The 12,987-nt window shown below is 30.0% G+C and carries 12 protein-coding genes; 11 read left to right on the forward strand and 1 reads right to left on the reverse strand.

What is annotated here, in order from left to right; genetic code table 11:
* Window positions 1-40 precede the first annotated feature (40 nt).
* A complete protein-coding gene (locus tag ACKTTQ_RS15570) occupies window positions 41-1,261 on the reverse strand; it encodes a type IX secretion system plug protein (protein ID WP_408049746.1) in 1,221 nt (406 codons plus the stop codon).
* Window positions 1,262-1,421: 160 nt separating this feature from the next.
* Between ACKTTQ_RS15570 and ACKTTQ_RS15575 the strand changes: the two genes are divergently transcribed.
* From ACKTTQ_RS15575 to ACKTTQ_RS15625, 11 genes are all read left to right on the forward strand, one after another.
* On the forward strand, window positions 1,422-2,774 hold the full coding sequence (locus ACKTTQ_RS15575) for a Na(+)-translocating NADH-quinone reductase subunit A (RefSeq protein ID WP_093869860.1): 1,353 nt from the start codon (window positions 1,422-1,424) through the stop codon (window positions 2,772-2,774).
* 4 nt (window positions 2,775-2,778) lie between these two features.
* The gene (locus tag ACKTTQ_RS15580) at window positions 2,779-3,984 is read left to right on the forward strand and encodes an NADH:ubiquinone reductase (Na(+)-transporting) subunit B (protein ID WP_299133375.1); all 1,206 of its coding nucleotides are present in this window, start codon (window positions 2,779-2,781) and stop codon (window positions 3,982-3,984) included.
* 2 nt (window positions 3,985-3,986) lie between these two features.
* Entirely contained in the window at window positions 3,987-4,727 is a 741-nt protein-coding gene (locus ACKTTQ_RS15585) for a Na(+)-translocating NADH-quinone reductase subunit C (RefSeq protein WP_408049747.1), read from the forward strand.
* A gap of 2 nt (window positions 4,728-4,729) precedes the next feature.
* On the forward strand, window positions 4,730-5,374 hold the full coding sequence (locus tag ACKTTQ_RS15590) for an NADH:ubiquinone reductase (Na(+)-transporting) subunit D (RefSeq protein WP_093869863.1): 645 nt from the start codon (window positions 4,730-4,732) through the stop codon (window positions 5,372-5,374).
* A gap of 60 nt (window positions 5,375-5,434) precedes the next feature.
* A complete protein-coding gene (gene nqrE, locus ACKTTQ_RS15595; RefSeq protein WP_093869864.1) occupies window positions 5,435-6,169 on the forward strand; it encodes an NADH:ubiquinone reductase (Na(+)-transporting) subunit E in 735 nt (244 codons plus the stop codon).
* 2 nt (window positions 6,170-6,171) lie between these two features.
* Complete coding sequence (nqrF, locus tag ACKTTQ_RS15600; protein WP_408049775.1) at window positions 6,172-7,485, forward strand: NADH:ubiquinone reductase (Na(+)-transporting) subunit F; 1,314 nt, start codon at window positions 6,172-6,174, stop codon at window positions 7,483-7,485.
* A gap of 129 nt (window positions 7,486-7,614) precedes the next feature.
* Window positions 7,615-8,265 (forward strand): hypothetical protein, encoded by a 651-nt coding sequence (locus ACKTTQ_RS15605; protein WP_408049748.1) that lies wholly within the window; start codon window positions 7,615-7,617, stop codon window positions 8,263-8,265.
* Entirely contained in the window at window positions 8,258-9,004 is a 747-nt protein-coding gene (locus tag ACKTTQ_RS15610) for a sensor histidine kinase (protein WP_408049749.1), read from the forward strand. Before ACKTTQ_RS15605 ends, ACKTTQ_RS15610 begins: the two co-directional genes overlap by 8 nt.
* Entirely contained in the window at window positions 9,005-9,736 is a 732-nt protein-coding gene (locus ACKTTQ_RS15615; protein ID WP_299133383.1) for a LytR/AlgR family response regulator transcription factor, read from the forward strand.
* Window positions 9,737-9,917: 181 nt separating this feature from the next.
* Window positions 9,918-10,373: a T9SS type A sorting domain-containing protein gene (locus tag ACKTTQ_RS15620; RefSeq protein ID WP_299133384.1), complete on the forward strand. Its 456-nt coding sequence runs from the start codon at window positions 9,918-9,920 to the stop codon at window positions 10,371-10,373.
* Between the two features lie 4 nt (window positions 10,374-10,377).
* Window positions 10,378-12,660, forward strand: coding sequence for a hypothetical protein (locus ACKTTQ_RS15625; RefSeq protein ID WP_408049750.1), 2,283 nt, complete (start codon window positions 10,378-10,380; stop codon window positions 12,658-12,660).
* Window positions 12,661-12,987 lie beyond the last annotated feature (327 nt).

Raw genomic sequence — 12,987 nt, forward strand, 5'->3', positions numbered from 1 at the left:
AATACAAAATATAAATTTCCACAAATTTGTAGAAGTATTATTATCTATTTTGATTAAAATATCCGTTGCCAACTCCTATTACTCTGTCGTAAAAACCGCCAAAAGGGGTGTAGTAAATAATGGCAGTGTATTCATTTTCAGTTTGAAAGAATGACCCGTCTACTTTACTTAAGTTAACTTCTTTTGAATTGTTAATAACTGCATAAGAATAATTATAAAACCCTTGTTTAAGCAGTATTGCGGTTTCATAAGTATTATTTGAGCTGTTATAAGTCATTTTATTCTCTTTTCTCAGTTCAAAATTATTAAAAGCACCATATACGTATACTTCTTCGTTAGTATATTCTTCCTCGACAAAAAGAGAAAAATGAACAAGTGTGTAATCAGCTTCAGTGTTCGTTTCTTGAGCATCTAATGTTTTTATAACAAATTGTCCATTAATATCTGGATTGTATGTGTAAGGTCTGTCAGCTCGGGATTCATCAGTAAATAAATATGAATTGTATACCTCATTTCTTTCTACCTTGGAAATGTTTAAACTTGTATTTCTTGCATACTTAGTGTCGAAATTTAAAAACTCGTTATTCCCTGAGAAATTAGTGATTTGTGTATGATTGTAAATTAATTGTTGAGGTTTTATAAAAAGAGGTGGTATGTTACTAATAGCTGTACTCCAATCGTAATTCTGTATGAGAACAGATTTTACTTCTTGACTTGGGTTGTTAATTGGTAGATTAGAATGATTTACTAAAAATTGTACTGTTTGCTCTTGTTTGTTTTTTGAGGTATTTCTACTTCTGATAACAGAAACACCTACAGTGCTAATGTTTTCATAAAATATACAACGACGCGTAAATACTACTTCGTAATCTTCATTTAATATTGATATTAAGTAATTTCCACTTTTAGTTATTATAGTATTTTCATTGGGTAGTTTTACAGAGTAATGTGTGTAAGGTTGTAATGTATTAAAAGAGTTAGTTACATTTATAATTGTGTTTTGCTCAAATCCATTAATGTATTGGTTGCTAGTCATGTTACTAGGTTTCCAATCATGAGTCATGTGTTCAATTTTATAAGTGTATTCTTTATTGTCAGCATCTAAATCATCAAATGATAATTCTAATACATTTCCTAAGCTAACAATAGGACTAAAATTATTTAAATTGTTAACTTGTCTTAATTGTATTGTTTTGATATTCTGAGAAATAATTTGGTTAATTGCCAGAAAAAAAAGTAAAATGAAAATATTTCTAATCATAGTAAACAAAAGTATCAAAATATAAGCCAAAAAAACATTTTTTATTTAGAATAAGTATAAATAAAGCTGTTTCTTGAAGATAAGAAAGGATTTGCTCTTATGTGGTTTTCAAAATTTTTAAATTTGCGTGTTTTTAAGAAAATCAAATTAATCAGTTACTATGTCAAAAGACATCCGTATTAAAAAGGGTTTGGATATCAAACTCGTTGGCGAAGCAGAACAGGTAACTACCGAACTTTCTTTAGGTAGTGTTTTTGCTGTAAGACCAGATGATTTTCACGGCGTTATTCCAAAAATTTTAGCAAAAGAAGGTACAGAAGTAAAAGCGGGAGAAGCACTTTTTTATAACAAAAGTGATGAGCGTATGTTATTTCCTAGTCCTGTAAGCGGAAAAATTTCAGAAATCGTTCGTGGAGCACGAAGAAAAGTTTTAGCAATTAAAATCACTGCTGATGGTAAGCAGGAATACAAAGATTTTGGTAAAAAAGATGTTGAGGCAATGTCTGGAGAAGAGGTGAAAAACCACCTTTTTGCTTCAGGATGTTGGCCATTTATCAAACAACGTCCTTATGATGTGGTAGCCAATCCAAATCAAGCTCCAAAAGCAATTTTTGTATCCGCTTATGCTAGTGCACCTTTAGCAGGAGATTATGATTATTCCTTAAAAGGAAAAGAATCAGAATTGCAAGTTGCTTTAACAGCTTTAACAAAGTTAACAGCTGGAAAAGTACATGTTTCTGTTGGTGAAAATGTAGCTTCATCACCTTTTAAAGATGCGAAAGGAGTTGAGTTACATAAAGTTTCAGGGCCACACCCAGTAGGGAATGTGAGTACTCAAATAGCACAAATTGATCCAATAAACAAAGGAGAAGTTGTTTGGGTGGTAACTCCGCAAGATTTAGTAGTAATTGGAGAATTGTTATTAACAGGGAAGTTGAACCTTAGAAGAACAATAGCCTTAACTGGATCTAAATTTAATAAACCTCAATATGTAACTGCTTTAGCAGGTGCTCAAATAGAGGATGTTGTTAAAGGGAATTTAAATGCTGATAATGCTCGTGTAATTAGCGGAAACGTTTTAAGTGGATTGCAAGTAAGTGGTAATGATTTCTTAGGATACTATGCTAATCAAATTACTGCAATTCCTGAAGGAGATGATTATGAATTATTTGGTTGGAATAAACCAGTTTTTAATAAAGTATCAACTTCAAGAGCGTTAACATTTTCTTGGTTAAATCCTAAGAAAAAATACGATCTAAATACAAATACAAATGGAGAGCACAGAGCTTTTGTAGTGACAGGAGCTTTTGAAGAAGTATTTCCATTAGATATTTATCCTATGCAACTTTTAAAAGCTTGTATGTATAAAGATCTAGATGAAATGGAAGGATTAGGAGCATATGAAATTGCACCTGAAGATTTTGCATTAACAGAATTTATTTGTGTATCTAAACAACCTCACCAGAAAATAATTCGTGAAGGATTAGATTTAATGAGAGAAGAACTAGGATAAGATTATGGGCTTAAAACAAAATTTACATAATTTAAAAAAGAAGTATGAAGGAACCAAAATGGCACCGCTATTTAATGGTTTCCATACATTCTTATACCTGCCAAATGAAACGACTCACGGAGGAACTCATATAAAGGCAGCTGATGATTTAAAACGTACCATGAATACTGTGATTATGGCATTAGTGCCATGTTTAATTTTTGGGATGTTTAATGCAGGGTATCAACACAATGCAGCAGTAAATGGATTTACAGAAGGGATGTCTTTTTTTAGTACTGCCTTTTGGAATTTAGATAATTTATTTATTGGAGCAGTTAAAATTTTACCTTTAGTAATTGTATCATACGTAGTTGGTTTAGCTATAGAATTTGTTTTCTGTATTATAAAAGGACACGAGATAGAAGAAGGATATTTAGTAACGGGAATGTTAGTTCCGTTAATTGTACCTATTGATTTACCATTATGGATGTTAGCAGTAGCAGTAGCTTTTGGTGTTGTAATTGGTAAAGAAGTATTTGGAGGTACTGGAATGAATATTTTAAATCCAGCCTTAACAATTCGTGCATTTTTATTCTTTGCATATCCAACATGGATGTCAGGAGATAAAGTATGGGTTGAAGGAGCTAGAGAATTAGCTGGAACAGCTGATGCTATTTCAGGAGAAACAGTTTTAGGAAGCTTAGCTCAAGGGAAAGAATTTGCTTTTTCTACTTGGGATATGTTTTTTGGATTTATTCCTGGATCAGTAGGTGAAACTTCAACATTATTAATTTTATTGGGAGCTTTGTTTTTAATTTTTGCAAAAATTGGAAGCTGGAGAATTATGTTGTCTGCAGTAATAGGAGCTTTAGTAATGGGATTAATTTTTAATCAAGTTGCAACATTAGGATGGATAGGTGAAGGAAGTAAATTCTTTAGTTTAATGAATACTACTTTTTGGCACCATTTATTAATTGGAGGTTTTGCATTTGGAGTAGTTTATATGGCTACAGATCCAGTAACAGCTTCACAAACTAATAAAGGGAAATGGATTTACGGTTTCTTAATAGGTTTTTTATCTATAATGATTCGTGTATTCAATCCAGCATACCCAGAAGGAGTAATGTTAGCTATTTTATTAATGAACGTTTTTGCTCCAACAATTGATCACTATGTGGTTCAAGGTAATGTAAAGAGAAGATTAAAACGTGCTAAAGTTAAAACTGCCTAATTATGAGTAAGAGAACAGATAGTAATGGATATACACTACTTTTTGCCATTGGTATGGTATTAGTAGTAGGAGCGTTGTTAGCTTTTACAGCTTCATCACTTCGCCCAATGATAGACGCTAATAAGCGTATTGAAAAGCAACAAAATATTTTGTATGCAATGGGAGTAAATGAAAATGATGAAAGTAGCGCAATCTTTGTGTCAAAAGAAAAGGTAGCTGAAGAGTTTTCTAAATATATTAAAAAGCAATTAGTTATTGAAGGTGATAATACTACTGAAAATGCTAAAGCTTATTTAATAGATGTTAAAAAAGAACAAACAGCTGCTAAAGCTGGTAAGGTAAGAAAATTGCCTTTGTTTATTGGAGAAAAAGATGGTAAAACGTTTTATATAGCACCAATTAGAGGAAAAGGTCTTTGGGACGCTATATGGGGTTACGTTGCTATGGATAAGGATATGGTAGTTCAAGGTGCATTCTTTGATCACAAAGGAGAAACACCAGGTTTAGGAGCTAACATTAAGCAACGCTATTTTATGGATGATTTCATCGGAGAAAATTTAAAAAGTAATGGTTCTTTCAAAGGAATTACTGTTTCTAAATCAAATAATGACCCGAAGAACGAAGATAAAAATGATAACGAGGTAGATGCAATTGCAGGAGCAACTATTACTGGAGACGGTGTTGCAGCAATGATTAAATCTGAACTAGGTTTATACGTACCTTACTTTAAAACATTAAAATAATTATGGGACTTTTATCAAAAAAAGACGCAGCATTAATTACTGACCCATTAGCAGATAATAATCCAATTACAATTCAAGTATTGGGTATATGTTCAGCATTAGCAATTACTGCTGAATTACAAGCATCTATTGTAATGTCAGTATCTGTATTGTTTGTATTAGGAATAGGAAATGTTGTAATTTCTTTATTAAGAAATATTATTCCTTCAAAAATTAGAATTATTGTACAGTTAATCGTAGTAGCAGCTTTAGTAATTATAGTTGATCAAGTATTAAAAGCTTTTGCTTATGAATTAAGTAAAACACTTTCGGTATTCGTAGGGTTAATTATTACGAACTGTATTATTATGGGACGTTTTGAAGCTTTTGCTTTAGGAAACGGGCCTTGGAGATCATTCTTAGATGGAATTGGAAATGCTTTAGGATATGCAGTGATTTTAATTGCTGTAGGTTTCTTCAGAGAATTGTTAGGTTCAGGTACTCTGCTAGGATTTAAAGTATTAGGAGACCCAATTGAAAAAACTGGATTATATTCTATTGGATACGAAAATAACGGATTTATGTTATTATCACCAATGGCATTAATTGTTGTAGGTATTATTATTTGGGTACAACGTAGTAGAAACAAAGCATTAATCGAGGATTAAATCCTCTTCAATATCTCTTCAATTTTTAGAGATAATTTGATAGAGGGAAAAATATAAAATATGGAACATTTAGAATTATTTTTCAAGTCGATATTTATTGATAATATGGTATTTGCTACGTTCTTAGGAATGTGTTCTTACTTAGCTGTATCTAAAAAAGTATCAACAGCGGTAGGTTTAGGAGCTGCAGTTATATTTGTATTAGCGGTTACAGTACCTATTAACTGGTTATTAGATCAATATTTATTGCAACCAGGAGCATTATCTTGGTTAGGAGCTGAATATGCAGATTATGATTTAAGTTTCTTATCATTTATCATGTTTATTGCAACAATTGCAACAATGGTACAATTGGTAGAAATTATTGTAGAAAAGTTCGCACCTGCTTTATATAACTCTTTAGGTATTTTCTTACCGTTAATTGCTGTAAACTGTGCAATTTTAGGAGGGTCTTTATTTATGCAATCTCGTGAAATTCCTACATTAGGATTATCATTAACATATGGAGTAGGGTCTGGTATCGGATGGTTTTTAGCAATTTTAGCTATTGCTGCTATTCGTGAAAAAATTAGATACTCATCGGTACCACCAGCATTAAGAGGATTAGGAATTACTTTTATTATAACTGGTTTAATGGCAATTGGATTTATGAGTTTTGGTGGAATGTTAACAGGAGGAGATGAAGAAAAGAAAGAAGAAGCACCTAAAGCTGAAATTAAGAAAGAAGATTTAGAAAAAGCAAAGAAAGAAGCTGAAGCTAAATTAGCTGATAACACTAAAAAAATTACAGAATAATGATGTTTTTGGAAGTAAGTACTGGAGGTACAGTAGCTGTAACTGTAGTAGCATTCTTAGGAATTGTATTAGTTTTAGTAGGGTTGTTATTATTTGTAAAGCAAAAATTAGCACCATCAGGACCAGTAAAAATTACAATTAATGGTGATAAGACAATTGAAGTTGCTTCTGGAGCTACATTGTTAACAACCTTAGGAAACGAAAAGATTTTCTTACCATCAGCTTGTGGTGGAGGTGGATCTTGTGTACAATGTGAGTGTCATGTAAATGCAGGTGGAGGTGAAGCCTTACCAACTGAAACACCTCACTTTACACGTAAAGAATTACAACACGGTATCCGTTTAGCATGTCAGGTTAAAGTAAAACAAGACATGGATATTTCTATTCCAGAAGAAATTTTTGGAATTAAGAAATGGGAGGCAACAGTTGTACGTAACTATAATGTTGCAACTTTTATTAAGGAATTTGTAGTTGAAATTCCTGAGGAAATGGACTATAAAGCTGGAGGTTATATTCAAATTGAAATTCCTCAATGTGAAATTAAATATTCAGACATGGATATTTCAGCACATCCTTCAGATCATCCAGGAGAACCTGATAAATTTAAAGCTGATTGGGAGAAGTTTGGATTGTGGCCATTGGTAATGAAGAATACTGAAATAGTAGAAAGAGCATATTCTATGGCTTCTTATCCTGCCGAAGGAAGAGAAATTATGTTAAATGTTCGTGTAGCAACACCTCCTTTTGACCGTGCTAAAGGCGGATGGATGGATGTTAATCCAGGTGTAGCTTCTTCATATATTTTTAATCAAAAACCAGGAGATAAAGTAACTATTTCAGGACCTTATGGAGAGTTCTTCATAAATGAATCTGAAGCAGAAATGTTATATGTTGGAGGTGGAGCTGGTATGGCACCAATGCGTTCACATATTTATCATTTATTTAGAACTTTAAAAACAGGTAGAAAAGTAACTTATTGGTACGGAGGTCGTTCTAAAGCTGAGTTGTTTTATATTCACTACTTTAGAGCATTAGAAAAAGATTTTCCAAACTTTAAATTCTACTTGGCATTATCAGAACCATTAGAACAAGATAATTGGAAGCCTAAAACAGATATTAATGATGAGGCAGGAGACGGTTTTGTTGGTTTTATTCACCAAGTTGTAATAGACCAATATTTATCTAAGCATGATAGTCCTGAAGATTTAGAATTATATTTCTGTGGTCCACCACTAATGAATAAAGCAGTACAAAAAATGGGTGAAGATTTTGGTCTTGATGATGAAAACATCAGATTTGATGATTTTGGAGGATAGAAACTTTTAACCTTTTAATATATAAAACCGAGCAATTTGCTCGGTTTTTTGTTAATAATAAAAGGGCATAGGATGGTAAATATTAATTCTTATTGAAAAATTATTATATTTATAAAAATCAGTTAAAATATGGGGGCATTATTTTTAGGATTTGTATTGAGTGTTTTTAGTTTATTCTTATTACTCATCAATTCAATATTATTTGTAAGCAAAGTAAAAAAAATCAATAATTCTACATATAGTTATGTAGCAACCTATTTGGTAATATTATTTATAGTAGAGTTGTTTTGTAATACAATTGGTTATTTATATCCAGGTCAAAACTTTTATTTATCGCATTTCTATTTCAATGCACAATTCATTTTATTGAGTATCGTTTTTTATCGCTTATTCAAGAGTCAAAAACTAAAAAAACTAGTTATTTTGAATTATGTAATAGTAACTCTTATAATACTTGGAATGTATATTTACAATAACCAATTATTTTGGCAATTCAATTTATTTGAAATAGCTATGACTTCTGTATTACTAATTATTTATGCGTTAATTCATTTGAGTAATACAATGGGTACTAAGAAAAAATACTTTTACCTGTCTGTAGGTATGATATTGTATCTTTTATGTAGTTCTTTAATATTTTTGTTTGGAAATTATGAATTAGTTTTTATTGAAGACCCTTATATAGATATTTGGATTTTTAACACCTTATTTTACATCGTTTATCAAGTGTTTATTTTTGTTGAATGGAATTATATAAATAAGAATGGTTTAGATGATTAATAATCAGAAAGATTTGTTTTTGATTGTAGCCTATGCAATCATGTTTTTGTTTATTTTTTTAATAGCAATCATTGTTTTTATACTTAAATCTAGAAAGGATAGAATTAACATTGAAGAGAAAAAGAAAGAAATAGAATTAATTGCGAAGCAAAAAACTATTCTACTTAAAGAAATTCACCATAGAGTTAAAAACAACTTACAATTAATTTCAGGACTCTTGTATTTGCAATCAGTTAAACACAAAAATGATGAAGTATCAGCAATGATAGATGAGTCTCAAAAACATATAAATTCGATTGCTTTAGTTCATGAAATGTTATATAAAGATGATACTATTTCGTTAGTTTCAATGGAAAAGTATTTAAAAGAACTAGGAACTCAATTACTACAAGTTTCATCTCAAAAAAAAATAACTTATAAGTTAAATATTATAGATGTTTCTTTACCTGTAGATTATGCAACAACCCTTGGATTGATAGTAAATGAATTGATAACTAATTCATTAAAATATGCTCTAACTTCTCAAAACGGAATTGTAAAATTGTCATTAAAAGAGATTCATAAAAATGAGTATTTATTTAAGTATTCTGATAATGGTAGCGGTTATATAGCTAAAAAAGATAATAATAATTCACTTGGTCAGAGATTGATAAAAATGCTAGCTGAAGAAATAGAAGCCGATTTAAAAATTGAAAATGAAAAAGGATTGACTTATATTTTTAACTTTAAAATAGATTAATTGGAAGCACCTATAAAAGTATACATAGTTGAAGATATTGCTATATCAAGAATGTCATTAGAAACAATGTTGTTAGAAAATAACTATATCGTATCTGGTTCAGCTGCTAAAGCAGAAGTTGCTTGGATTGATATTCAACAAACAAAACCAAATTTAATTTTATTAGATATTAATTTATCAGGAGATAAAAATGGTATTTGGTTGGCTCAAAAGGTTAGAGAAAATTTTAAAATTCCAATAGTTTATTTAACTGCTTATGGAGATCAACAAACGTTAAAAGAAGTATTAGAAACAAAGCCTAATGGTTATTTAATGAAGCCTTATCAAGAGGCAACATTATTAACAACAATTACTATTGCATTAAATAATTTTTTAGAAAGTGAAAAAGAAAGAGAGGTATTTAAAGAAAACAATGATTCTGATGTTTTTATCTTCATAAAAGATAGATCTATGAAAGTAAAAATAAATATCAATGATATTTATTATATAAAATCTGATGGAAACTATTTAGAAATTAAGTTAAAAGAAAAAAAATATGTTGTAAGAAATAAATTAATGGAATTTAAAAAACAACTACCTCATACTATATTCTTTCAAAGTCACCAAAGGTACCTAGTAAACATAAATAAAATTAAGGTGGTTGGAAAAGATTATGTTTCTATAAATGATGAAAATATTCCACTTTCTTTAAAATATAAAAAAGAAGTAGAGCAAGTATTAATCGTTAAATAGTACTCTTTATTTCAAATGTATGTAAGTCTTATAAAATGAGGCTATATAAGAATATTAATAATTATTGTATTCAACTTCACAAAAAACACTCCAATCTTCACAAATAATTTATAAAAATATTTAAGCGAAGCATATTTGTTTTTTAATTAAAACATAAATGCGGTCTAAACAAAAATTAAACATGCTGTTTTTTTTACTAATGATTAGTGGATTAAAAGCACAACAAGCAATTATTAGTTCTGGAGGTAGTGTTAAGAGTAGTAATGGAAGCTTAAGTTATACGATTGGAAGCTTTGCTTATCAAACATATTCAAATGCAAACGGTTCTATAACTGAGGGAGTACAACAACCTTTTGAAATATCGACAGTTTTAGGAATCGATTTAGAGGAGGTTAAGCTGCAATTAAAAGCATTTCCAAACCCGACTATTGAAAATCTTACTCTTAGCGTTGGGAATTATATAAATGAAAATTTAAGTTATAAACTTTATGATATCCAAGGAAAATTCATACAGCAAGAAGATTTTGAAACTAACAAAACAGTGATTAGTATGTTGAATTTACCAGCAGGTGCTTATTTATTAAGTGTATATGACAAAAATAGATTAATGAAGATATTTAAAATAATTAAAAATTAAATACATGAAGAAATTTTTCTCCTTATTAATAGCAATAATAATTACAAGTAGTGTATTTGGGCAAACTCCAGATCAAATAAGTTACCAAGCAGTAATAAGAGATGCAACTAATGCATTAATTAAAGAGCAATCAATAGGTGTACAAATAAGTATATTAAAAGGTAGTATTAACGGTTCTGCTGTATATTCAGAAACACAAACACCTTTAACTAATAAAAATGGTTTAATTAGCTTAGAAATAGGAAAAGGTATAAATGTTACAGGCAAGTTTAATTCTATAGATTGGTCTAGTGATACTTTTTTTATTAAAACTGAAATAGATCCAGTAGGAGGTACGAATTATAAGATTACAGGTACTAGTCAATTAATGAGTGTTCCTTATGCCTTGCATGCCAAAACTGCTAGTAATTTCTCAGGTACTATTAAAGAAAGTCAAATATCAGATTTAAAACATACAATTGATACAAATACACAGTTAAGTGAAGCAGAAGTAGATTCTTTTGTAGATAATAATGGATATTTGAAAACTGAAGTTGATGGAAGTATAACTAATGAAATCCAAGATTTATCGTTAGTTGGAAGTAAGTTGAAAATCACTAAAAATGGAACAGCTACAACAATAGATTTAAGTGGTTATTTAGATAATACAGATACACAACTAACCGAATCACAAGTAGATGCTTTTACAAACAATAATGGGTATTTAAAAACAGAAGTTGATGGAAGTATAACTAATGAAATCCAAGATTTATCGTTAGTTGGAAATAAGTTGAAAATCACTAAAAATGGAACAGCTACAACAATAGATTTAAGTGGGTATCTAGATAATACAGATACACAACTAACCGAAACACAAGTAGATGCTTTTGTAGATAATAATGGGTATTTAAAAACAGAAGTTGATGGAAGTATAACTAATGAAATCCAAGATTTATCGTTAGTTGGAAATAAGTTGAAAATCACTAAAAATGGAACAGCTACAATAATAGATTTAAGTAGGTATCTAGATAATACAGATACGCAATTAACAGAATCACAAGTAGATGCTTTTACAAACAATAATGGGTATTTAAAAACAGAAGTTGATGGTAGTGTAACTAATGAGATACAAGATTTGTCGCTTGTTGGAAATAAATTAAAAATTACTAAAAATGGAACAGCTACAACAATAGATTTAAGTAAATATTTAGATAATACAAATACACAATTAACAGAATCACAAGTAGATGCTTTTGCAAATAATAATGGGTATTTAAAAACAGAAGTTGATGGTAGTGTAACGAATGAAATACAAGATTTATCATTAGTTGGAAATAAATTAAAGATTACTAACAATGAATCTGCAGTAACAATAGATTTAAGTAAATTTTTAGACAATACTAACACACAATTAACTGAATCACAAGTAGATGTCTTTGCAAACAACAATGGGTATTTACAAACAGAAGTTGATGGTAGTTTAACTAATGAAATTCAAGATTTATCATTAGTTGATAATAATTTAAAAATTACTAATAATAGTTCAGCAACTACAGTAGATTTAAGTAAGTACTCTGAATTGCCAACCCAATCTGGAAATTCAGGAAAAGTTTTAACTACTGATGGTACTTCATCTTCATGGAGCGCTCCAGCTAAACCTTCTCTTACTGAGGTGCTAACTAAAAGTAGTGATGCAGGCACAAAAACAATTACTAATGTGAGTAAATTAGGTGTTGGAACTTCAACCGTAACTTCAGGAGCAGCAGTAGAGATCAACTCAACAACGGGAGGTCTTCTTTTACCTCGTTTAACTACTGCTGAAAGAGATGCATTAGCTAAAAACCCTGGATTGATTATTTTTAATAAAGAAACAGGTAAGTTTCAAGGATATCAAGGGTTTCCAGAATCTGAACTATTTATTAATCATAATACATTTATAGGAAATTTAACTTTTTCGGGACAATCATTTACAGCTACAGAGACTGGCAATTTCACAAAATTAGTTTTGAACTTCCAGGCAGCAGTAACCGGAGGGACATTAAAAATATATAGTGGTAATACTGTAACGGGTACTCCAATACATACACAATCATATACAGTAGGAGCTGGAGAACAAGAAATTGTACTATCTAATGCAATAAATGTAGTATCTGGTCAGCAATACACTGTTTTTGTAAATACTACTTGTGCGTATTACCCATTTGCTACATATGCCGGAGGTACAGCTTTTACTGTTAATCTTGCATTTCCAGGGGATTTATGGATGAAAGTAAAGTTTGGAAAATCATTATGGGTAGATTTACATTAAAATAAAATTAAAGCTATTAAAAACCGACGCTTATGCGTTGGTTTTTTACATTTAGAAGCTATTTAATGTCGTTCGGAAAGTTTTGTGGATATTCTATGTGATTTTTTAGAATCTTAGCAGAAGATTAAAATCACCCATTTTGGGTGATTTGGAATATTAGTTAAAGTAATACTTTTGAAAAAATAATAATAATGAATTGTCCAAACTGCCAATCAATAATAGTTAATCGTAAAAAGAGAAGTGTCTTTCAAAAAATTATTTTGCCAAACAGCAAAAAATTAAAATGTTTTAGTTGTGCTACAGTGTTTTTTTATTTTCCTTTTTTTG

The organism is Tenacibaculum halocynthiae, assembly GCF_964512825.1.
GTDB lineage: Bacteria > Bacteroidota > Bacteroidia > Flavobacteriales > Flavobacteriaceae > Polaribacter > Polaribacter halocynthiae.